The sequence below is a fragment of the Bradyrhizobium sp. USDA 4516 genome (genome assembly GCF_054055915.1).
The window spans coordinates 8,115,271-8,137,539 of the sequence record NZ_JBSRXT010000001.1; the positions used below are offsets into that span (position 1 = coordinate 8,115,271).

The following is a 22,269-nucleotide window of genomic DNA, read 5'->3' on the forward strand; positions in this document are numbered from 1 at the left end:
TCGGTTGGCGCGGGTCAATTGCGCCTCCTCTAGCTAGACCTTCGCGCATCATCTTGGTATCTTATCTAGATTGATAGCAATGATAATAATCCTTGATCATGACCACCACGCTCGATATCGACACCGTGCAGGCCTTCCTCCTCGTCGCCGAGCTGCAAGGCTTCACCCGCGCCGCCGAGGCGCTTGGCACCACGCAAGCGGCGATCAGCATGAAGTTGCAGCGGCTCGAAACGGTGCTGGGCAAGCGGCTGGTCGAGCGCTCGCCGCGCGCGGTGCGGCTGACCGCCGACGGCGCGGCCTTCCTGCAGCACGCCCGCGCGCTGATCGAGGTGCATGATCGCGCGCTGGCCGGCGAGAAACCGGCGCGGCAGCAACTCACGCTCGGGATCAGCGACCACGCCGCGGGCCCGGAGCTGGTGCCGCTGCTGGAGCGGCTGCACGCGATGGCCTCCCAGCTTGCCCTCTCCGTGACCATCGGCTTCTCGCGCGAAATGCTCGACGCTTATGATGGCGGCGAGCTCGACGCCGTGATCGTGCGCCAGGAAGGCAGCCGGCGCGGCGGCGAGAAGCTGACCGAGGACGAATTCGGCTGGTTCGCCGCCAAACGCTTCGTCTGGCCGCGCGGCGATGCGCTGCCGCTCGCGACCCTGGCGCCGCCCTGCGGCGTGCGCGCCCTCGCCGTGCGCGCGCTTGACAAGGCCGGCATCGCCTGGACCGAAAGCTTCGTCGGCGGCGGCGTCACCGCGGTGGTGGCGGCCGCGCTTGCAGGGCTTGCCGTCGCGCCCCTCGTCCGCCGCATCGCGCCGCCGGGCCTGGTCGATATCGGCCCTGCCCACAAGCTGCCGCGGCTCGGCACGTCGAAGGTGATGCTGCATTCGAAAGTCAGCGATCCCGCCAAGCTCGCGGCACTCAGGACGCTGGCCGCGACGTTTCGGAGCGTGGCGTCTGCGTCATAGGTTGAACATCGTAGCGGTTCACATCGAGTCTTCGCCTGCCGCCAGTTCGCACATGACGAACCAGTAGGTCAGGCCGGCGACAAACCCGGCCACGACGAACAGGCAAACCAGTCCGGATGTCCAGACAGCCGGGGATCGTAGAAGGACAGTGATGCTCAACGCACCGATCGCCGCGCCTGCGCAGGCGAAAAATCCCGCGGCTCGGATATGGAACTCCTCGGTGAACCAGACGACGATCGCCGTGGGAATCGCTGTGAGCAGACAAGTGATGACGAAGATCGCGGCCGACGGAAGCAGCATCACGACGATGCCGTAGAGCAGCCGCGCGACATCGCCGTGCGACGTCATCATCACAATGGTCTGACCGACGGCGGAAATCACCGCAGTCGCCGCGCCACAGCCCGCAAGCCAACCTCCGAATGCACGGGAACAGGTGCTGCACATCGAGGCCTCCTCACAGGATCGCATCGAACGCGCTGCGCAAGGTTTCGTGTCGGAACACAAAGCCGTTGCTCAGCGCCTTGTTCGGCAGCACGCGCTGGCCGCCGAGCAAGAGCTCGTCGGCGAAATCGCCGCCAACGGCGCGGAGCAGCGCCGCCGGCACGCGGAAGATCGCCGGCCGGTGCAGACGGCGTCCGAGCTCCTCGGTGAATTTCATGTTGGTCACCGGGATCGGCGCGGTCGCGTTGACAGGACCGGACAGTTCAGGTCTCGCAATCACATGCGCGATCAGGCGCACGAGGTCGTCGCGTTCGATCCACGACATCCACTGCTTGCCCGAGCCGAGCGGGCCGCCGAGGCCGAACTCGAACGGCGTCAGCATCCGCGTGATGAAGCCGCCATCGATGCCGACCACGAGACCGATGCGCAAATATGCCACGCGCACGCCGTGATCCGCGGCCGGCTTCGCCGCATTCTCCCAGGCCTCGCACAATTCGTGACTGAAGCAGGCGTGGGATTTCGCCGACTCCGTCAGCACCTGGTCCTGCCAGAGCCCGTACCAGCCGATCGCGGAGCCGCTCACGAGTACCGACGGCTTGCGTTCGAGGCGCGCGATCAGCTTGATCACGTCAGACGTCATGTCGATACGTGAGGCGATGATCTTGCGGCGCTTGGCCTCGGTCCAGAGGCCGTTGCCGATCGGCTCGCCCGCGAGATTGACGATGGCGTCGATCCCGTAGTCGGCGGGCAATTGGTCGAGGCTCGTGACCAGCGTCACCGGCGGCGGCAGCATGTCGGCCTTTGCCGGATTTCGGATCAACGCAATCACCTGATGGCCGGATGCGGTAAGGCTCGCGACCAGGCGGCTGCCGATGAAGCCGGTAGCGCCGGTGACCAGCACGGTCTGCCGCGCCGGCAATTTCTCGACCAGCGTCGCGGCCGGCACGCTGGCCAACCGTCCGAGGCGCCTCGTCGCGGCAAAGTCGCGCGCGCCGAACAGCGCGACGCCGAAGGCCGCAGCCGTCGCGAACAGACTTAACGGACCCGCATAGGCCGGCGCGACGGCGGTCGGCAGCATCGCCCAGCCGATCAGGACCGGCACCAGCAGCACGAGGATGGCGCCGTAATTGATCGCCAGCAGCGTGTGATTGATCCGCTCGCTCGGTGGCAGCTTTCGGCTCAGATCCTCCTCGACGAAATCCATCAAGGTGATGACGACCTCGACGACGAGGACGGCCATGATCGCGATCGCAAGGATGCCGTGCACTTGCAGCCAGCCGAGCACGAGGAACAGCAGCGCATAGAGCATGTTGCGCACGCTGTGCAGCTGCAGCTCGTGGCGCTGCGAGGGACGCCAGGCCAGCCGCTCGGTGAATTCGTGGTGATAGAACGTATCGAATGCGCCCATCGCAATCTGGATGGCGACAAGCGTCCAAAGCAGCGGCGTCATGGCGTGGCCTCCCTGAACACGGCGGACTGACGGATCAGCCGGCCGAAACGCGGGTGGATGATCTCCAGCGTGAAGCGGAAGTCACCGCAGCCGAGATCGGAATGGGTCACGGTGAGATCGCCCGGCGTGAGCCATTCGGGCAGCGGCAGGCGAAACGTGCCGAGTTGCAGCGAATAGCCGACGCTGCGGAACACCAGCGCCTCGTGCTCGACCGCGATCCGCAGCGCCATGCTGACGCCGAAGCCGACATATTCCTCGAGCCCGGTCGAACCGGCAAAGCGCTTGGCGGAATGAATCACCTGCGGGAAGCCGTCGCGGCGCGCGCAGATGCGGGTCCAGACCTGGCCGCCGCTTGCCGCGTCCTCGGTGACGGTGACGATCATCGGCACGCGCGTTTCGGTGCCGGTCGGGAACGGTCCGCCGATCAGCCGTGCGGCCTGCGCCAGCCACCAGCCGATGCGGCTGCACGCCGCCTCCTCGACCTCGCCGACATAGACGACGGTGTTGCCGTCCTCGAACCGTTTCGAGAAGCGCCGCCAGATCGCAACCGGCAGGCGGCCCCAATCCTCGTCCGACAGCAATGCGCGGAAGCGGTGGTCGTCGAGCAGCTTTGTATCGGAAGCCGGCGCTGTCTTTAAGGTGGATATCCTTGCTGACGCCATCGCACACTCCCGTTACGCCGCCGCCTTTATTTGGCCCTGCCCGTGGGCAGGAAACTCACGATCTTCTCGCCGAGCTTGATCAGCGCGACCAGGCGCGGCCGCGGCACGTTCAGCATCTGCGTGTACCAGCGGTCGACCAGCTCGGTGAATGTCAGCATCTCCTTCAGCCGCTTGCTCGCGAGCGGGCTGATCGCGGGATCGTCGGCCGCGTCGGAGACGCAGGCGCGCAGCGCTGCGAGCGCGGGATCGATCTCGCGCTCCTTGCGTCCCGCCGCGATCCTGGCCGCGACCTCCCAGATGTCGGTCTCGGCCTCGAAGTGGTCGCGGCGATCGCCAAGGATCGGCACCCGCCGGATCAATCCCCAGGACAACAGCTCCTTGATCGAGTTGGAAACGTTGGAGCGCGCCATGCCGAGGGTGTCGGCGATGTCTTCCGCCGTCATCGGCGCTTCGGCAAGGTAGAGCAACCCGTGGATCTGGCTGACCGAACGGTTGACACCCCATTCGTCGCCCATGTCGCCCCAATGCAGGATGAAGCGCTCGACGACGGCGGGAAGTTTTTTCTTGGCGGATATTTCTGTCATAACAGAAATATCAGACGGTTCGGAGCAGAAGTCAAGGCTGGCCGTGCTGTCCACGACGGCGCACGAGACATGGCAGGTCTCCTGACCTATCCGGCGCCTCGGCGAATGCCCTGCATCGGAGGTGAGGAGTTTTCCTTTGTGGCCCCCGAGCTCTTCGTCCAAGCTGATCCGCGTGGATGATGGGCCGTGCGCCGGGTTGCCCGGCGTCGCGGCCGCAAGGGAGATTGCGCATGCCAGCGTCCGACAAGGAGTTCGTTGGATCCATTCCAGAGCTTTACGACCGGCTCCTCGTGCCGATGATTTTCGAACCCTACGCACGCGATCTGGCGCAACGCGCCAAGGCTCTTGGCCCGGGCGACCTGCTTGAGACGGCAGCCGGCACCGGCGCCGTCACCCGCGCGCTGTCGTCCGCGCTCGGCAGCGACACCAGGATCGTGGCGACCGACCTGAATGAGCCGATGCTCGAACGAGCGAAGTCACAGATGCCGAGCGGGACCGCAATCACCTGGCGGCAGGCCGATGCACTGAACCTGCCGTTCGACAATGCGAGCTTCGACGTCGTCGCCTGCCAATTCGGCGCGATGTTCTTCCCCGACAAGCCCAAGGGTTATTCGGAGGCGCGCCGCGTGCTGAAGCCGGGCGGCCGTTTCCTGTTCAGCATGTGGGGTCGCATCGAAGACAACGAGTTTGCCGATGTGGTGACCCAGGCATTGGCGGAGGTCTTTCCGGCCGATCCGCCGCGCTTCCTGGCGCGCACGCCTTATGGCCACTACGCGGCCGACCCGATCCGGGCCGACCTTGCACTCGCGGGCTTCAGCAAGATCGAAATCGACGACGTTCGGCTGCAAAGCCGGGCCAATGCGCCTCATGATCCTGCGATCGGCTTTTGCCAGGGATCACCGTTGCGTGGCGAGATCGAGGCGCGCGGCGGTATCGGCCTTGATGCGGCGACCGAGCACGCCGCATCGGCCGTTGCGCGCCGCTTCGGCAGCGGCGCGATCGAAGGCCGGATTCAGGCGCTGGTGATCTCAGCGGCCGCGTAACGACGCGCTTCAGATCGTGGGCAGGACCGAGAACCGCTCCCCTGCCCGGCGCTGGTTCAAAAGATCGGAATTGCCAGATGCGGCGTGCACGGCAGCGACGCGCGCCGAGAACGGACCGCGGCCACATGCCGTGATCATTTCAGTGACGACGTCGTCGGGACCGGCGAATACCGCCTCGACGCTGCCGTCGCGGCGGTTGCGGACCCAGCCTTCGAGGCCGCGTGCGTTTGCCTGCTCGTCGACCCAGGCGCGATAGCCGACACCCTGGACGCGGCCGCTGATGGTGACGTGGCGGATCACGCCGCTCATTTCTTCAGACCGAGGAACTCGCCGCTGCGCGCCTTGGTCTCCGCCTCGCGCATGACGCGGCCGGTCAGTTCGGACGAGGCGATACCCTTGAGGTTCTTCGGCGAGGTGCCTTCGCGCAGCGCCTTCAGCGTCTCGTAGACGGCCTGGGTTGCGGCCGCGAATGGCGCGTGGCCTTGCAGCGCGATCCTGACGCGCCGGCTTGCCAGATAGTCGAGCGCGGTCATCTCCTCCGGCGCGCCGCCGAGCACGATCGGCAGCGTCGTCGCGGCCGAGAGCGCCTCCAACTCGCCACGCGATTTGATGCCGGTGAAGAACAAGCCATCGACGCCGACCGCCTCATAGGCCCTGGCGCGTGCGATCGCATCGTCGAGACCGGTGATCGAGACGGCACCGGTCCGGCCCAGGATGACGAGCGACGGATCGCTGCGGCCGTCAAGCGCCGCCTTCATCTTGCCGACGCCTTCCTCCAGCGAGATCAGCTGGGTCTTGGCCTGGCCGAACACCTGCGGCAGCAGCGTGTCCTCGATGGTGAGGCCGGCCGCGCCGGCGGCCTCCACCTCCTGAACCGTGCGGCGGACATTGAGCGCGTTGCCGTAACCGTGGTCGGCATCGACCAGCACCGGCAGCGTCGACGCACGCGACATGCGGCGTATCTGCTCGGCGAATTCGGTCAGCGTGATCAGCGCAATATCGGGATCGCCGAGCACGGCGAGCGACGCCACCGAGCCGCCGAACATGCCGAGCTCGAAGCCGAGATCCTCCGCAATCCGGATCGAGGTCGCGTCATAGACCGAGCCCGGGCGGATGCAGATCGATCCGGTGAGTATCGATCGCAGGGCTTCGCGGCGTTTGCGGAAGGCCATGATGTGTCTCCATCCACGTCATTGCGAGGAGCAAAGCGACGAAGCAATCCATCTCTCATCATATGAGGCTAGATGGATTACTTCGCTGGCGCTCGCAATGACGGTGCTAAGCGAACTCCAGGATCAGCGCGTCGACCGCGAGCGTGGCGCCGGCGGCGGCGTGGATCTTCTTGACCGTGCCGTCACGCTCGGCGCGCAGCACGTTCTGCATCTTCATGGCTTCGACCACCGCCAGGGTCTCGCCGGCCTTGATCTCCTGCCCCTCGGTCACCGCGATCGACACCACGAGACCAGGCATCGGGCACAGCAACTTCTTGCCGGTGTCGGCGGCCGAGACCACCGGCATCAACCGCGCCGAGGTCGCCTCGGTCTCGGTGAAAACATAGACCGGGATCTCAAAACCCTGATGCGCGAGGCGGAAGCCGTTGTTGATCGCCCGCACCTGCACGGCGACGAAGTTGCCGTCGATGGTGCCCTGCCAAACCGGATCGCCCGGCACCCAGCCCGACACCAGATTGTGCGGATTGCCAGGGAGCCCGTCGGCGGCAATGAAGCGCACCGCGATGGCGTCACCCTCGCGGGCGACATCGAGCGCGATCTCGGCGCGGTCGAGCCACACCGCGCGGCGGCGCTCGCGCAGCACCACGCGGCCGCCCATCTGGCCGGAGATCTGCCGCTTGCGCTCGCCCAGCACGTGATCGATGGCGGCACCGACCGCGGCCAGCCGCCGCGCGATCTCGCCCTCGGGCGCGCGCGCCGAAAACCCTTTCGGGAATTCCTCCGCAATGAAGCCGGTCGACAGCCGGCCCTCGCGCCAGCGCGGATGGTTCATCAAGGCCGACAGGAACGGAATGTTGTGCCGGATGCCGTCGACATAGAAGGCGTCGAGCGCGGTCGCCTGCGCCTCGATCGCCGCGGCGCGCGACGGGGCGTGGGTGACGAGCTTGGCGATCATCGGATCGTAATGGATCGAAATCTCGCCGCCTTCCTGCACGCCGGTGTCGTTGCGGATCGTGATGCCGTCATGGCTGGCCTCGGCCGGCGGACGGTATTTCACCAGGCGCCCGATCGACGGCAGGAAGTTGCGGAACGGATCCTCGGCATAGACGCGGGATTCCACCGCCCAGCCGGTCAGCGTCACGTCCTTCTGCGCGATCGCGAGCTTCTCGCCGGCGGCGACGCGGATCATCTGCTCGACGAGATCGATGCCGGTGATCAATTCGGTGACGGGATGCTCGACCTGCAGGCGGGTGTTCATCTCCAGGAAGTAGAAGCTCTTGTCCTGGCCGGCGACGAATTCCACGGTGCCGGCCGAATCGTAGTTCACGGCCTTCGCCAGCGCGACGGCCTGCTCGCCCATCTTGCGGCGGGTGGTCTCGTCGAGCAGCGGCGACGGCGCCTCCTCGATGACCTTCTGGTTGCGGCGCTGGATCGAGCACTCGCGCTCGCCGAGATAGATCACATTGCCATGCTTGTCGCCGAGCACCTGGATCTCGATGTGCCGGGGATCGACGATGAATTTCTCGATGAAGACGCGGTCGTCGCCGAACGACGACTTCGCCTCGGCCTTGGCGAGGTTGAAGCCTTCGGCGACCTCCGCCTTCGAATGCGCGATGCGCATGCCCTTGCCGCCGCCGCCGGCGGAGGCCTTGATCATCACGGGGTAGCCGATCTCGTCGGCGATCTGGACGGCGTGCTTGTCGTCCTCGATGACCCCGAGATGACCCGGCACGGTCGAAACCTTCGCCTTCGCCGCGGCCTTCTTGGATTCGATCTTGTCGCCCATCGCGGCGATGGCGCCGGGGTTCGGACCGATGAAGACGATGCCGGCGGCTTCCAGCGCGCGCGGAAACGCCTCGCGCTCGGACAGGAAGCCGTAACCGGGATGCACCGCCTGCGCGCCGGTCTTGCGGCAGGCCTCGACGATCTTGTCGATCAAAAGATAGCTCTCGGCCGCGGCGGGCGGTCCGATCAGCACGGCCTCATCGGCCATCTCGACATGCAGCGCGTCGCGGTCGGCCTCGGAATAGACGGCGACCGTCTCAATCCCCATACGGCGCGCAGTCTTGATGACCCGGCAGGCGATCTCGCCGCGGTTGGCGATCAGGATTCGTTTGAACATGCTCTTCTTGCTTGGGCTTTTTCGGACTTCGAATTGTCCATTTGGCAGGATTCCTCCCCGCGCAATCTGGCACGGGCGATTGGGCGTAACCACTCCGTTGGTACAGCAAATTGCCCCTGAGGCAACGGTCTAATGCAGACCCTGCCCACTGCCCGGCCAGTCCAAGGTCAGTCCTCGGCGGTAGCCCGATCGGTATTTCAGCCCGAATAGGTCTTGAAGCGGCCACGCGAATGAGCCTTCGCGACGGCCTTCATTAGCTCGCTGACCTCGTTCTCCAGGAATTCATTGGCCACGATCAGCGCCCGGATGGTGGCGCGCAAATTCCCGCCGCAGGCGGAAATGGCCTGATCGACAGCGGCTTCCAGCCCGTCATCGTCGTCAGATTCGGGCCGTGCAGACATCATGGGGTATCCGGGATTCAGGTGGTGCATCATGTTCCTATTTTGTTCTCATCAAGTCAATCGGATCTTTGATCGGGCGCGGCCTCCTGGGCCGTCTTTCTCTTCTGCCGCCAGTGCGCGAAGCATTGCAGGCTCCAAATGCCGGTGACGATTTCGGCGGAGGACGTTGATAACGAAACTCGCCCATGCGCATCCCTTCAATGGCAATGTCCGGCCGTTCTGCGCCACGGAATGCCGATCGGGATGTGACGGTTCGCACGCCCCGCTCGCGAACAGTCCTTGGTTGGATCGTACCGGCTTGTGCTAGAAGTTCGGCTGCCCGCCAAAGATCTGAAGTTGAGAAAATGCGGTTTCGAAATCCGGTCGCCACGACGCTTCTCCTGGCCTTCCTGTCTGCAACCACCAGCCCGACTGCAACCGCAGGCCCCACGGCCACTGCGGTCATCAAGGACGCCGGCACCGTTCAGCTCGGCAACACGACCTATCGGCTCGACGGCATCGACGCGCCGGCGGTCGATCAGCTCTGCATCGACGAGCACGCCGACGCCTGGACTTGCGGGATCGAGGCGCGCGACCAGCTGACCAGGCTGATCGGCGGCAAGCCAATTCATTGCGACGATATCGGCGTCGATCCGACCTTCAAGAAGCGCCGCCTCGGCGTCTGCAAGATCGAGGGTGACCCGACCAGCCTCAGCCAGGTGCTGGTCCAGAAGGGCTATGCTCTCAATGTCGAGGGGTCGGCCACTGGCCGATTCAAGCCGGATGAAGCCACCGCCAAGGACAATCGCGCCGGGCTCTGGAAGGGCTGCTTCGTGGCGCCGCGCGATTTTCGTACGGCCAGGAAGGATGGCGCCCTGCTCGGCAACGCCTGCCCCGCCGACCGTGACACGCAGATTCGCAATGTGCTCTTCCCCGACGACCTGCCGATGCCGGCCAGCTGCAACATCAAGGGCAAATACGCCGTGCGCGCCCGCGTCACCGGCAATGTCGGCATCTACCACCTGCAGGCGTGCCGCAGTTACCCGGGCCTCGGCAATCCGGATCGCTGGTTCTGCTCCGAGGAAGATGCACAGGCCGCCGGGTTCCGCCGGGCCTATAATTGCCGGCCGCCCAAGAGCAAATGAAGAGCTCGTGGATTGCATCGTCATTCCGGGGCGCGAAGCGAACCCGGAATCTCGAGATTCCGGGTTCGACGCTTCGCATCGCCCCGGAATGACTCAGCCTAACGATTGCCGTAAATCAAGCTGGCAAAGCCGCCGCGTCCTGTGTGAGACTGCACCGAGAGGTTGCCGGCGCGTATGACCCCATCCGATCCCGCTGATGTGCTTCCCGAAGCTGCGGCAGCCGAACGGCTGCGGCAGCATCTTGAGGAGATCGCGCGCGAACGCGATCGCGCCCATCGCGAGCTCCAGGAGCGCGAAGCGGAGCTGGCGCGGATCCAGCGCATCGCGCGGGTCGGCGGACTCGAGATCGATTTCCGCGACGGCGTGCGCAACCGCCGCTCTCCCGAATATCTCCTGGTGCATGGGCTGCCGCCCGAAGAGATCAACGAGACCTATGAGAACTGGGTCGCGCGCATCCACCCCGAGGATCGCGAGCGCACGATCCGGCACCTGTTCGGCGTGCTCAAGGCCGGCGGCGAAGACTACACGGCCGAATACCGCATCATCCGCCCGAACGACGGCGAGAGCCGCTGGATCCGCGTCGTCGCCAAGATCGAGCGCGACCGCAGCGGCCGTGCGCTGCGGCTGGTCGGCGCCGATCTCGACGTCACCGATCAGATGCTGGCACAGGAGACCCTGCGCGAGAGCGAAGAGCGCTTCCGCCTGATCGCCGACAGCGCGCCGGTGCCGATCTGGGTGACCAAACTCGACCGCACCCGCTCCTTTGCCAACCAGGCCTATCTCGACTTCCTTGGACTGCCGTTCGAGGAAGCGATCGTGTTCGACTGGCGCAAGGCGCTGCATCCAGATGACCTGCCGCAAATCCTGCAGGAGCAGATCACCGGCGAGCTCTCGCTGAAGCCATTCGTGCTCGAGGCCCGCTATCGGAACGCCGCAGGCGATTGGCGCTGGCTGCGCTCGGAATCGCAGCCGCGCTGGGACCCGAACGGCAAGCACATCGGCTTCATCGGCGTCGCCCACGACATCACGGCGGCCAAGGAAGCCGAGATCGAGCTGCGCAAGCTCAACGAGTCGCTTGAGCGGCGCATCCTGGAGCGCACCGCGCAGCTCGAATCCCGTGAAGCGCAGACGCGCGCGATCCTGGAAACCAGCCATCAATACCAGATGCTGCTCAACCGCGATGGCGGCTTGCTCTACACCAACCAGACGGCGCTGGCCGGCATCTGTACCGATGCCGCCGACGTCGTCGGCAAGCCGTTCTGGGACACGCCGTGGTTCGCCGCGACCGAGGGCATGCCGCGCGTGATCCAGAATGCCTTCGCGACCGTGATGCGCGGCGAGGAAGTCAAGATCGAGATGCAGCTGCGCCTGCCGATCGGCGAGCGCTATTTCGATTTCGCGATGCGGCCGCTGCAGGACCAGCACGGCACCATCGTCGGCGCCGTTCCGGAGGCCGTCGATATCACCGAACGGCGCCGCGGCGAGGAAGCCCTGCGGCAATCGCAGAAGATGGAAGCCGTCGGCCAACTCACCGGCGGCGTCGCGCACGATTTCAACAACCTGCTCACCATCATCCGCTCCGCGACCGACTTCCTGCGCCGCCGCGATCTGCCGGATGACCGGCGCCGCCGCTATATCGATGCGATCTCCGAGACCGTGGAGCGGGCCTCCAAGCTCACCGCCCAGCTATTGGCATTTGCGCGCAGGCAACCGCTCAATCCGGAAGTGTTCAATGTCGGCACGCAGGTCGACAGCGTGACGCAGCTGATCCGCCCGCTGGTCGGCGCGCGGATCCACATCGAGGTCAGGATCGAGGATCCCGACTGCTTTGCGATCGCCGACATCGGCCAGTTCGAGACCGCGCTACTCAATCTCGCGGTCAACGCCCGCGATGCCATGAGCGGCGAAGGCCAGCTGACGATCGGCGTCCGGAAGGTCAAGAATATCCCTGCCCTGCGCGCCCAGGCCTCGCGCAGCGGCGATTTCGTCACGGTCTCGATCCAGGACACCGGCACCGGCATCTCGCCGGAAAACCTCGACGCGATCTTCGAGCCGTTCTTCACGACCAAGGAGGTCGGCAAGGGAACGGGTCTCGGATTGAGCCAGGCCTTCGGCTTCGTCAAGCAATCCGATGGAGACATCGAGGTCACCTCTACGCCCGGGCACGGTGCGACCTTCACCATCTATCTGCCGCACGCGATGCGCCCGGCGGACGCCAAGGTCGCCGCCAGCGCGGGCACCGAGCAGGCTTCGATCGGCCGCGGCTATCGCGTCCTCGTGGTGGAGGACAACGACGATGTCGGCCAGTTCTCCACCGAGCTGCTCGAGGATCTCGGCTATTCGGTCAAGCGCGCGGCCAATGCCAATGCCGCGCTCTCGATCCTCTCGGAGAACGAGTTCGCCGCCGACTTGGTGTTCTCCGACGTGATCATGCCGGGCATGAACGGCGTCGAGCTCGCCGGAATCATCCGCGATCGCTTTCCTGGACTGCCGGTGGTGCTGACCAGCGGCTACAGCAACGTGCTCGCCGAGAACGCGCACAGCGGCTTCGAGCTGATCCAGAAACCCTATTCGGTCGAGGCGCTGTCACGGACGCTCCGCAAGGCGATCGCCGAACAGCGGGCGACTGCTTCCAGGCCCTGATCCTGCCGCCGGCCGCGCTCTACTGGATCACGACATGCGCGACGCCGAGCTGAAGGATGCCGAGCGCGCGGGCCGCCGTGGTCGACACATCGATGATCCGTCCACGAACGAACGGGCCCCGGTCGTTGACGCGGCACCGGATCGATTTTCCCAGATACGAGACGGTGATCATGCTGCCGAATGGCCGCTTGCGATGCGCGCAGGTCATCTCGCCACTCCTGCCGATGCCACGATAATAGGACGCAAGGCCACTCTCTGCGTTTGCCATGCACGAGGCAAACAGCAGCATGGCCGCGGACGTTGCTGCGGTTTTCATTGATCGCCTGCCGGTCGAGCCCCGCAAGGGAACGCGGTTCCACGGGGTTCGGTTCCGCGCCTCGGCGTCGGCAGGTCGATTTTTAGGAACTTTTCGGAGGAAAGCGTCAGGGGGTCGCGGCTGGATCGATCAGGGCAATGCCGAGCTCGGGCCGCTTCCGCCGGCGAAGCCTGGCGGGGGCTTCGGTGACCACAACCTCCAGTGTCGGCCGAACGATGCCGGCAAGCAGATGGCCGCCGCGCGTCGATCCATCCGACAGTCCGAGCACGATGTGAATATGCAGGCTGGCCTTGCCGTCGTCGCCGGTCGCGATATCGCCGATCGCGCACAGCACCTCGCATTGCTCGTTGATCTCGATCTTCCGATAGCTCTTGGATGCGAAATCGAACCAGCCGACGGTTGCCCGCTCGAACGCGCCGATCGCGGTGAGCGATGCCGCCGTCACCTTCGCATCATTGGCGAACTTCGTCAGCGCGCCGAACGCTTCCTCGCCGCTATCGAGCACGACCACGCGAACCTGCGCGCTGGGCGCATCGGACACGAGCTTGCTTTTCATGGACCGCCTCGCCTCTCAAGAGCTTCCACTCTCAATCGGAGACGGCGACGATTGTTCCTGAGGGACCGGATCGGCAGGCGCTCAGGCGGCGACGCAATCGGCCGCGAGCAGCGTCCGCAGGTCCCGCGCAGGAACCGGCCTGCTGAACAGGTAGCCCTGCATCTGCGTGCAGCCGAGCATCTGCACGGTGTCGCGCTGCTGATCGGTCTCGACGCCCTCGGCGGTGGTGATCATGTTGCGGTCGGCTGCGATCGAGACCACGGCGCGGATGATCGAGGCCGAGCCGCTGTTGCGGGTCACTTCCTTGACGAAGCTGCGGTCGATCTTGATCTTGTCGAACGGGAAGCGTTGCAGATATTGCAGCGACGAGTATCCGGTGCCGAAATCGTCGAGCGCGATGTGGACACCGAGCGCGCGGAGCTGGCCGAGCGTGACCAGCGCCGCATCGTCGTCGGCGATCAGCACCGCCTCGGTGATCTCGAGCTCGAGCCGGCGCGGGTCGAGCCCGCTGTCGGCAAGCGCATTCGCAACCTTCAGCGCCAGCGTCTCCGACTTGAACTGGATCGGCGAGACGTTGACCGCGACGCGCACATGCGCCGGCCAGGCTGCCGCCTCGGTGCAGGCGGTGCGCAGCACCCACTGCCCGATCTCCTCGATCAGCCCGGTCTCCTCGGCAACCGGTATGAACTCCGCCGGCGAGATCATGCCGCGCACGGGATGCCGCCAGCGCAGCAACGCCTCGCAGCCGGTCACCTCGTCGCTGCGCAGGTCGACCAGCGGCTGGTAGTGCAGCTCGAAGCCGCCCTCGGCCAGCGCGATACGCAAATCGGCCTCCAGCGCGCGGCGCAGATTGGCCTGCGCCTCCATCGCCGGATCGAAGAAGCGATGGGTCCTGCGGCCCGCCGCCTTGGCGGCGTACATCGCAAGGTCGGCACATTTGAGCAGGCGGAACAGATCGGAGCCGTGGCGCGGGGCGATCGCAATGCCGATGCTGGCGTCGCTCGACAAATGGTGGCCGAGGCAGTCGAACGGCGTGCGCAGCGACTGATAGATGCGTGCGACCAGGTCGCCGACGTCGTCGTCCGAGGTGATGTCGTGCTGGACGATCGCGAACTCGTCGCCGCCGAGCCGCGCGATGAAGTCGTTCGACCCGACCGACTGGCGCAACTTCTCGGCGACGCGCCGGAGAAACTCATCGCCGATCAGATGGCCTAGCGTGTCGTTGATCCGCTTGAACTCGTCGATATCGATGTAATGGATGGCGAACTCGCGCGTGGCGGCCTCGAGCAGCAGCCCTTCCGCGTGGCGCTGGAACAGCGTCCGGTTTGGCAGATTGGTCAGCGCGTCGTAATGCGCGAGATACTCGATCCGCGCCTGCGCACGCCGCCCGTCGGTGACGTCCTCGAGCGTGGTGGCCCAGCCGCCGTCGGGCGCACGCTTATAGATCAGGCGGATGCTGCGACCGTCAGGCGTCATGATCACGGAGTCCCGAACCTCATCGCCTCTCGGATTGGTGAAGCGGGCACAGTACTCGTCGACGTCGCCGACAAACGAGCCGATCGCCTGGCGATGCAGGATCAGGTCGCGCAGATGGCAGCCCGGCCTCGCGACATCAGGCGAGAGGCCGAACATGTCGATATATTGCTGGTTGCAGATCACCAGCCGCGCCGAGGCGTCGAACAGCAGCAGCCCCTGCGTCATGGTGTTGATGGCGGTGTCGAGGTGCTGGCTCTTCTCGGACAGCCTGCGGCTTGCCGCATCGTGCTGCCGCTGCAGCTGGCGGACGATCAGGAAGACCGCGAAGCTGATGATCAGTACCGCCAACACGGCTGCGCAAAATTGCAGTTTGGTCTGAATGCGCCAGTCCTCCAGCGCGCTCGATGTTTTCGTGGTAGCGAGGATCAGGATTGGAAAATGCGACAGCGATCTGACCGCACCGACGTTCTCCTCGCCTGAAGCGCCAACGAACCGTCCCGAGGTGTTGCCGCCAAAGCTGATGACCTTCTGAAACACCGGCAGATTGATGATGTTGCGACCGATCACGCCGGCATCCTGCGGATAGCGTGCGATGATGGTGCCGTCGCGGTGGATCATCGAAATCACGGTGTCGCCGCTCAGCGCCAGCGAGGCGACGAAATCCTCGAAATGGCTTGGCTCGACGCCGCGGCTCGCGAAGCCGATGATCTCGCCGTTGCGCCCGGTGATCTTGCGCGCAAAGATCGTGGTCCAGTTGCCGGTCACCTTGCTCATTGCGGGCTCGACGATGACAGGAGACGTTGGCCGTCCCGAAGTGAACTCCTGGAAATAGCGCCGGTCCGCAACGCTGATGTCGGGCACCGGCCACATCTCGGATGAGTTGATCAGCCATCCCTTGGCGTTGAACAGATTGAGCCCGCCGACATGCGGCAGCGCCGCCAGCCGCGTGCGCAGCATCTCGTGCGCGCTCAGGAGTGACATGTTCTTTTCGAACTGATCGGCGGTCTCGACCTGCTCGGCCCGCAGGTAATTCACGATGTCGTCGTGGACATGCTGGAGATCTGTAAGCTGCTGATCGAAATGCCGCGACAGCAGCAGCGCAGTGTTGTTGAGCTCGCGCTCGGACATCTCCAGCGCGCGCTCGCGAAACTGCAGCGCGAGATAGCCGGTGCCAAGCGTGATGGCGAGCACCAGCAGCGCGGCGCTCAAGACGAGCCACTGGATCGCGCCCATCCTGCTGGCGCGCAACACACCCTTGATCGACAGCCGCCGGTATTCCGGCACGCTGCTCGTTGAGACAACCGACATTTTCCTGCCCCTGTGGATGCCCTTGTACGGGAACACAACCCAAGGGGTGGTTAGGAAAATCAGTTATCGGACGGTTAAGGCCAACGTGGACTCGCGCAGAGCCGGCCACTCGGCCGCTCCATACTCACGAGCTGCCGCAAGCCGAAGCCTCGGGCGGCGCGGCCTTGGGCTGTGGGGCGCAACACGCGCTCTGTTTGTCTTCCTGCTTCTCGTGCGCGACACGCGCGGTCCGCTCGCCGGTGCCGTCGCCATAGACGATGCTCTCACCGGTCGTGTGGAACGTCTCCCAGGCGATCCCCGCGGGATCGTCGATCCACGACTTCTCGGACTTGGCATAACAGCACACCGTCTGGCCCTGCTCGATGACCTCGCCGCCGGCCTTGCGCAGCCGTCCGTACACCTCGCCGAGCTCTTCAGCGCTCTCGACCTGAATGCCGAGATGGTCGAGGCCCGGTTCGCGGCGTCGGCTCGAGATCGCGAAGTTGACGCGGGGATCGTCGAGCATCCATTTGGCATAGTCTGATTTCACGACCGTCGGCTCGGCCCCGAACAGCGCCGAGTAGAAGCCGACCGATTGCGGGATGTCCTTGACGGCGACGTGAACATGCATGCGCTTCATGGTGCAGTCCCTTTAGGTTAGGGCGGCGGCGCTGGATGGATATTCCATCCCAAGCATGATCAGATATCAACAGCGTTACAACAGGAGTTCTGCTGCGGAATGGATGCGCTGACGCTGTTCGGATTATTCGCCGTGACCATAATGCTCGTCTGCTATGCGGCCGAAGATCGCAGCCCCTGGTTCATCCTGGCCTTCGCTGTCTCCTGCGCGCTCGGCTCGGCCTACGGTTTCCTGCAGGGCGCCTGGCCGTTCGGCCTCGTCGAAGCGATCTGGGCGGTCGTCGCGGCGCGCCGATGGCTGCTGCGCCGAACCGCAGACCGCGCGTAACGTTATAGTATCCGCGGCCAATCTGTCGCGGACCGGAACTTGAATGCGCGCGGGCACGGCGCTAAGTAGGCCCCATGGACGCTTCGCGCACCATGATTCAGTCTTCTCCTCACGCAACGGGATCGCGCCGCTGGCGCAGCCTGCTTGCGGGACTGATTTCGCTTGCGCTGGCGCTGTCGTTCTTCCACGGCTGGACCTCCGACGGCGATGCCGACGCGGCTCCCGGCTTCTCGATCGCGCAGTCGATCAACGACGCTGGCGGCAAGGCTCCGGCGCATCCCGCCTCGCCTCACAGCGACCATTGCCTGACGCACGTCGCCTCCGTGGCTCCGCAGGAGGCCGCGTTCCCGATCGCCTATGCGCCGCACAGCTACGGCGACACCAGCATCGGGCTGCCGGCTTCGGCCGAACGCCTCTCTCCCTTCAAGCCACCCCGCGCCTGATCCGGTCGACGTGACCGGCCGTGCGCTGCTGCCATTCGGCAGCGCGCACCCTTCCGCACAGATCGATGTCGCGACAGCGCAGGGCCATCGGCCTGCGCTGCGGAGAGGCGCATATGAAACGGGTTGTTCTATTTTTCGCCGGCATGGCCGCCGGCATTGCACTGGTCGTTGTGGCGGCCGGATGGATCGGCTGGCCGGTCAGGTTCCCGGCCGCGACGCAGGAGACTGCGACGACAGACGCAAAGACCGAGGCCCGGCACGAGGCCCCCGGGCATATCGAGCTGAGCGAAGACCAGGTTCGCGAGGCCGGCATCACGTTCGCGCAAGCCAGCGGCGGCATGCTGAAGCGGCATTTCCTCGCGCCGGGATCGCTGATCCCCGATGCGGATCATATCGGCCGGGTCTCGGTGCGCGTGCTTGCGACGGTCACAGAACTGCGCAAGCGTCTCGGCGACGTCGTCGAGAAGGGTGAGATCGTCGCCGCGATCGAAAGCCGCGAGGTGGCCGACGCCAAGAGCGAATACCTCGCCGCACGGCTCACCAACGATTTGCAGCAGACCCTCTACGCGCGGCAGAAGACGCTGGTCGAGACCCGCATCGTGTCGGAAAACGAGTTCCTGCGCACGCGGCTGACCGCGAACGATGCCCAGATCAAGCTCGACGGCGCCCGGCAGAAGCTGTTCGCGCTTGGTCTCTCGGAGGCCGAGATCGCCGACCTGCCGAACCAGCCGCCGGAGAGCCTGCGGACGCAATTCTTGCGCGCGCCGATCAGCGGCCGCGTATCCGAGCGGCGTGTCGACCTCGGCGGATTGATCGGGCGCGAGGGCCAGGAGAGCGAGCTCTATGTCATCGTCAATCTCGACGACATCTGGGTCGACCTCGCGGTCTCCCCCGAAGACATCGGCGCGGTCCGCGAAGGTGTTTCAGTGAAAATCCGCGCCATCGGCACCGAGGATGAAGCCAATGCCGGTGTGATCTTCGTCAGCCCCCTGCTCGACCGCGAGACCCGCAACGCGCGCGTGATCGCGACCATGCCCAACAAGGACCACCGCTGGAAGCCGGGCACCTTTGTCACCGCCGAGGTCCCGCTGTCAGGCGCGCCGTCGACCGTGATCGTCTCGAAGAAGGCGCTTCAAACCATCAAGGGAACGCCGACCGTGTTCGTGCGCGATGCCGACGGCTTCGAGGCGAGATCGGTGCGGACCGGCCGCGAGGACGACGACGATATCGAGATCGTTGCCGGCCTCACAGCCGGTGAGACCGTCGCGGTGCAGAACACCTTCACGCTGAAGGCGGAGTTCGAGAAGGACGAGGCGGAGCACGACCATGATTGAGCGCATCATTGGTCTTGCGATCCGGCAGCGCTGGGTGGTCGTCACATTGACGGCGATCCTGATGGTCCTCGGCGGCCTTGCATTGACGAAGCTGCCGATCGACGCGGTGCCCGACATCACCAACAAGCAGGTCCAGATCAACACCGTGGCCCCGGCGCTGTCGCCGGCCGAAATCGAGAAGCAGATCACCTTCCCGATCGAGACGGCACTGGCCGGCGCGCCCGGCCTCGAGAGCACGCGCTCGCTCTCCCGTAACGGCTTCTCGCAGATCACGGCAGTGTTCAGCGAGGCCACCGACATCTATTTCGCCCGCCAGCAGGTCGGCGAGCGCCTGACCGAAGTCCGCGCGCGCCTGCCGCAAGGCATTGAGCCGCGGATCGGCCCGACCTCGACCGGCCTTGGCGAAATCTACATGTGGACCGTCCATTACTCCGGCCAAAAGGTGCAGACCGACGGCGCGCCGGGCCTGCAAAGCGACGGCCGCTTCCTGACGGCGGACGGTCAGATGCTGCAGAGCGAGGTCGAGAAGGACGCGTATCTGCGCACGGTGCAGGACTGGATCATCAAGCCGCAGATCAAGATGGTGCCTGGTGTCGCCGGCGTCGATACGATCGGCGGATACCTCAAGCAGTATCAGGTCCATCCCGATGCGGCGAAGCTGATTGCGCTCGGTCTCACCTTCGCCGACGTTGCCAAGGCGATCGAGACCAACAATGTCAGCCGCGGTGCGCGCTATATCGAGCGCAACGGCGAAGGCTTCGTCGTGCGCTCCGGCGGCCGGCTCGAGAACATCGACGAGCTCGGCGCCGTCGTCGTCACCACCCGCGGCGGCGTCCCGGTACGGATCCGCGACCTCGCCACGCTTTCGATCGGCGGCGAGACGCGCACCGGCAGCGCCAGCGAGAACGGCCGCGAGGTCGTGGTCGGCACCGCGCTGATGCTGATCGGCGCCAACAGCCGCACCGTGTCGGCCGCGGTCGACGCCAAACTGCGGACAATCATGCCGTCCTTGCCGGCCGCCATCGAGGTCAAGACGGTGCTGGATCGCACCCAGCTGGTCGATGCAACGATCGGCACCGTGGCGCGCAACCTCAGCGAAGGCGCATTGCTCGTGATCGCCGTGCTGTTCGTGCTGCTCGGCAATTTCCGCGCGGCATTGATCACGGCGATGGTGATCCCGGTCGCGATGCTGATGACCGCGATCGGCATGTGGCAAGGCCGGATCAGCGCCAATCTGATGAGCCTTGGCGCGCTGGATTTCGGCCTGATCGTCGACGGCGCCGTGATCATCACCGAAAACAGCCTGCGTCACCTCGCCGAGAAGCAGCATGCGCTCGGCCGCGTGCTGACGCGCGATGAACGGCTGGCGACGGTGCGGGCCTCCGCGGTGGAAATGGTGCGGCCGAGCCTCTACGGCCAGGCCATCATCCTCTTGGTCTATGTGCCACTGCTGACCTTCACCGGCGTCGAAGGCAAGATGTTCGAGCCGATGGCGCTGACCGTGATCCTTGCGCTCGCGGCCGCCTTCGTGCTGTCGCTGACATTGGTTCCGGCGCTGATCGCGATCGGCATCACCGGCCGCGTGCAGGAGCAGGAAAACCGGCTCGTTGCCGCCCTGAAGCGCTGCTACAGCCCGCTGCTCCGGCGCGCGGTTGCAACGCCTATCCCGGTCATCGCGGTGGCGGTCGTGCTGTTCGCGACCGCCCTGTTCGGGTTCTTCCGCCTCGGCCAGGAGTTCATCCCCTCGCTCGACGAGAAGAACATCGCCATGCACGCGCTCAGGATTCCGAGCACGGCACTGTCGCAGTCGCAGGCGATGCAGCTGTCGGTCGAGAAGGCCGTCAGCCGCTTTCCGCAGGTGTCGTTCGTCTTCTCCAAGACCGGCACCGCGGAGGTGGCGAGCGATCCGATGCCGCCGAACGCGTCCGACACCTTCATCATCCTGAAACCGCGCGAGCAGTGGCCGGACCCATCGCTGACTAAAGAACAACTGATCGAGGACATCTCGAAGGCGGTCGGCCGGCTGCCCGGCAACGTCTATGAATTCACCCAGCCGATCCAGATGCGCTTCAACGAACTGCTCGCCGGTGTTCGCGGCGACATCGCGGTCAAGGTGTTCGGTGACGAGTTCGGGCCGATGCAGAAAGCTGCCAACCAGATTGCCTCGGCGCTGCGCAGCGTGCGCGGCGCGACCGACGTCAAGGTCGAACAGGCCGGCGGCCTGCCCGTGCTCGAGATCAAGGTCGACAAGGCGGCGATCGCCCGGCGCGGCCTCAGCGTTTCGGCCGTGCAGGACGTGATCGGTGCCGCGGTCGGCGGTCAGGATGCCGGTGTTGTGTACGAAGGCGATCGCAGCTTCGACATCGTGGTGCGATTGCCGGAGAGCGTGCGCTCCGATCTCGAGGCGCTGAGCAATTTGCCGGTCGCATTGCCGAAGGCAACGCCGAGCTCGCCGGTGCAGAGCCTGCCGCTCAACCGCGTCGCCCAGTTCTCCTTCACCGAGGGGCCGAACCAGATCAGCCGCGAGAACGGCAAGCGCCGCATCGTGGTGACAGCCAATGTTCGCGGCCGCGATCTCGGCTCGGTGGTCGAGGAAGCCCAGGCAAGAGTCACGCAATCGGTGCAGCTGCCGCCGGGCTATTGGATGACCTGGGGCGGCCAATCCGAGAACCTCGCCGCGGCGCGCCAGCGCCTGGCCGTCGTGGTGCCGGCGTGTTTTGCGATGATCTTCCTGTTGCTGCTGGCGGCGATGGGCTCGGCCCGCGATGCCCTGCTGGTGTTCAGCGCGGTGCCGCTGGCGCTCACCGGCGGCATCGCCGCACTTTGGCTGCGCGGCATGCCGTTCTCGATCTCAGCGGCGGTCGGCTTCATCGCGCTGTCGGGCGTTGCGGTGCTGAACGGGCTCGTGATGCTGAGCTTCATCCGGCAGTTGCGCGAGCGCGGCGTGCCGATGCGGGAAGCCATCGAGCAAGGCGCCCTCACCCGCTTCCGCCCCGTGGTGATGACCGCCTTGGTGGCCTCGCTCGGCTTCGTGCCGATGGCGTTCGCCACCGGCACCGGTGCTGAGGTGCAGAAGCCGCTCGCCACCGTCGTGATCGGCGGCCTGATCAGCGCGACCCTGCTGACGCTCGCCGTGCTGCCGGCGCTCTATGCCCGGTACGGGTATGCCGGCAGCGCTGCGCGCAATGAGAGAACCGCGATTCAGCCTGCGGAATGACGGTGTGTTGACCGGCGTCCTGCGGGAAAAATCCGGCCGTTACAGCGCCGAGCAAGCGCTGTAACATTTCTGTCA

Annotated in this window: 20 protein-coding genes; 8 read left to right on the forward strand and 12 right to left on the reverse strand. The window is 65.5% G+C overall.

Annotated features, from left to right (window positions below):
- Positions 1-98: 98 nt before the first annotated feature.
- The gene (locus ACVI1L_RS37525; protein WP_456785658.1) at positions 99-956 is read left to right on the forward strand and encodes a LysR family transcriptional regulator; all 858 of its coding nucleotides are present in this window, start codon (positions 99-101) and stop codon (positions 954-956) included.
- 18 nt (positions 957-974) lie between these two features.
- Here ACVI1L_RS37525 and ACVI1L_RS37530 read toward each other — a convergent pair whose 3' ends face one another.
- The 4 genes from ACVI1L_RS37530 to ACVI1L_RS37545 form a co-directional block, all read right to left on the reverse strand.
- Positions 975-1,337 carry a hypothetical protein gene (locus tag ACVI1L_RS37530; RefSeq protein WP_143271108.1) on the reverse strand — a complete coding sequence of 121 codons (363 nt, stop codon included), beginning with the start codon at positions 1,335-1,337 and terminating at the stop codon, positions 975-977.
- 73 nt (positions 1,338-1,410) lie between these two features.
- Positions 1,411-2,847, reverse strand: coding sequence for a TIGR01777 family oxidoreductase (locus ACVI1L_RS37535; protein ID WP_076831225.1), 1,437 nt, complete (start codon positions 2,845-2,847; stop codon positions 1,411-1,413).
- Complete coding sequence (locus ACVI1L_RS37540) at positions 2,844-3,509, reverse strand: DUF4166 domain-containing protein (RefSeq protein WP_057020859.1); 666 nt, start codon at positions 3,507-3,509, stop codon at positions 2,844-2,846. Before ACVI1L_RS37540 ends, ACVI1L_RS37535 begins: the two co-directional genes overlap by 4 nt.
- A gap of 26 nt (positions 3,510-3,535) precedes the next feature.
- Positions 3,536-4,093 (reverse strand): GbsR/MarR family transcriptional regulator, encoded by a 558-nt coding sequence (locus ACVI1L_RS37545; protein WP_456785139.1) that lies wholly within the window; start codon positions 4,091-4,093, stop codon positions 3,536-3,538.
- 230 nt (positions 4,094-4,323) lie between these two features.
- Here ACVI1L_RS37545 and ACVI1L_RS37550 point away from each other — a divergent pair, with 230 nt between their 5' ends.
- A complete protein-coding gene (locus ACVI1L_RS37550) occupies positions 4,324-5,136 on the forward strand; it encodes a class I SAM-dependent methyltransferase (RefSeq protein ID WP_456785140.1) in 813 nt (270 codons plus the stop codon).
- Between the two features lie 9 nt (positions 5,137-5,145).
- Here ACVI1L_RS37550 and ACVI1L_RS37555 read toward each other — a convergent pair whose 3' ends face one another.
- The 4 genes from ACVI1L_RS37555 to ACVI1L_RS37570 all read right to left on the reverse strand — a co-directional run bounded on the left by ACVI1L_RS37555 (position 5,146) and on the right by ACVI1L_RS37570 (position 8,834).
- Positions 5,146-5,445, reverse strand: coding sequence for an acylphosphatase (locus ACVI1L_RS37555; protein WP_028336455.1), 300 nt, complete (start codon positions 5,443-5,445; stop codon positions 5,146-5,148).
- Positions 5,442-6,308, reverse strand: a complete 867-nt coding sequence (locus ACVI1L_RS37560; RefSeq protein WP_253623764.1) for an isocitrate lyase/PEP mutase family protein — start codon at positions 6,306-6,308, stop codon at positions 5,442-5,444. The genes ACVI1L_RS37555 and ACVI1L_RS37560 overlap by 4 nt, the downstream gene beginning before the upstream one ends.
- A gap of 106 nt (positions 6,309-6,414) precedes the next feature.
- The gene (locus tag ACVI1L_RS37565; RefSeq protein WP_456785141.1) at positions 6,415-8,430 is read right to left on the reverse strand and encodes an acetyl-CoA carboxylase biotin carboxylase subunit; all 2,016 of its coding nucleotides are present in this window, start codon (positions 8,428-8,430) and stop codon (positions 6,415-6,417) included.
- Positions 8,431-8,627: 197 nt separating this feature from the next.
- On the reverse strand, positions 8,628-8,834 hold the full coding sequence (locus ACVI1L_RS37570) for a hypothetical protein (protein WP_016840474.1): 207 nt from the start codon (positions 8,832-8,834) through the stop codon (positions 8,628-8,630).
- Between the two features lie 341 nt (positions 8,835-9,175).
- On the opposite strand from ACVI1L_RS37570, the gene ACVI1L_RS37575 reads away from it, so the two are divergent.
- Both ACVI1L_RS37575 and ACVI1L_RS37580 read left to right on the forward strand, forming a co-directional pair.
- Positions 9,176-9,955, forward strand: coding sequence for a thermonuclease family protein (locus ACVI1L_RS37575; RefSeq protein ID WP_076831238.1), 780 nt, complete (start codon positions 9,176-9,178; stop codon positions 9,953-9,955).
- Between the two features lie 174 nt (positions 9,956-10,129).
- On the forward strand, positions 10,130-12,598 hold the full coding sequence (locus tag ACVI1L_RS37580; protein WP_076831241.1) for a PAS domain-containing hybrid sensor histidine kinase/response regulator: 2,469 nt from the start codon (positions 10,130-10,132) through the stop codon (positions 12,596-12,598).
- Between the two features lie 19 nt (positions 12,599-12,617).
- Here ACVI1L_RS37580 and ACVI1L_RS37585 read toward each other — a convergent pair whose 3' ends face one another.
- From ACVI1L_RS37585 to ACVI1L_RS37600, 4 genes are all read right to left on the reverse strand, one after another.
- Positions 12,618-12,914, reverse strand: coding sequence for a septal ring lytic transglycosylase RlpA family protein (locus ACVI1L_RS37585; protein ID WP_016840471.1), 297 nt, complete (start codon positions 12,912-12,914; stop codon positions 12,618-12,620).
- 106 nt (positions 12,915-13,020) lie between these two features.
- Positions 13,021-13,470, reverse strand: coding sequence for a PPC domain-containing DNA-binding protein (locus ACVI1L_RS37590; RefSeq protein WP_456785142.1), 450 nt, complete (start codon positions 13,468-13,470; stop codon positions 13,021-13,023).
- Between the two features lie 81 nt (positions 13,471-13,551).
- Positions 13,552-16,254: a bifunctional diguanylate cyclase/phosphodiesterase gene (locus ACVI1L_RS37595; RefSeq protein ID WP_456785143.1), complete on the reverse strand. Its 2,703-nt coding sequence runs from the start codon at positions 16,252-16,254 to the stop codon at positions 13,552-13,554.
- 124 nt (positions 16,255-16,378) lie between these two features.
- Positions 16,379-16,873 (reverse strand): ArsI/CadI family heavy metal resistance metalloenzyme, encoded by a 495-nt coding sequence (locus ACVI1L_RS37600; protein ID WP_057017045.1) that lies wholly within the window; start codon positions 16,871-16,873, stop codon positions 16,379-16,381.
- Positions 16,874-16,972: 99 nt separating this feature from the next.
- Between ACVI1L_RS37600 and ACVI1L_RS37605 the strand changes: the two genes are divergently transcribed.
- The 4 genes from ACVI1L_RS37605 (at position 16,973) to ACVI1L_RS37620 (ending at position 22,194) form a co-directional block, all read left to right on the forward strand.
- A complete protein-coding gene (locus tag ACVI1L_RS37605; RefSeq protein WP_456785144.1) occupies positions 16,973-17,200 on the forward strand; it encodes a hypothetical protein in 228 nt (75 codons plus the stop codon).
- A 92-nt stretch (positions 17,201-17,292) separates the two neighbouring features.
- Complete coding sequence (locus ACVI1L_RS37610) at positions 17,293-17,643, forward strand: hypothetical protein (protein ID WP_456785145.1); 351 nt, start codon at positions 17,293-17,295, stop codon at positions 17,641-17,643.
- A gap of 113 nt (positions 17,644-17,756) precedes the next feature.
- Entirely contained in the window at positions 17,757-18,977 is a 1,221-nt protein-coding gene (locus ACVI1L_RS37615; RefSeq protein WP_456785146.1) for an efflux RND transporter periplasmic adaptor subunit, read from the forward strand.
- Complete coding sequence (locus tag ACVI1L_RS37620) at positions 18,970-22,194, forward strand: efflux RND transporter permease subunit (protein WP_456785147.1); 3,225 nt, start codon at positions 18,970-18,972, stop codon at positions 22,192-22,194. Before ACVI1L_RS37615 ends, ACVI1L_RS37620 begins: the two co-directional genes overlap by 8 nt.
- Positions 22,195-22,269 lie beyond the last annotated feature (75 nt).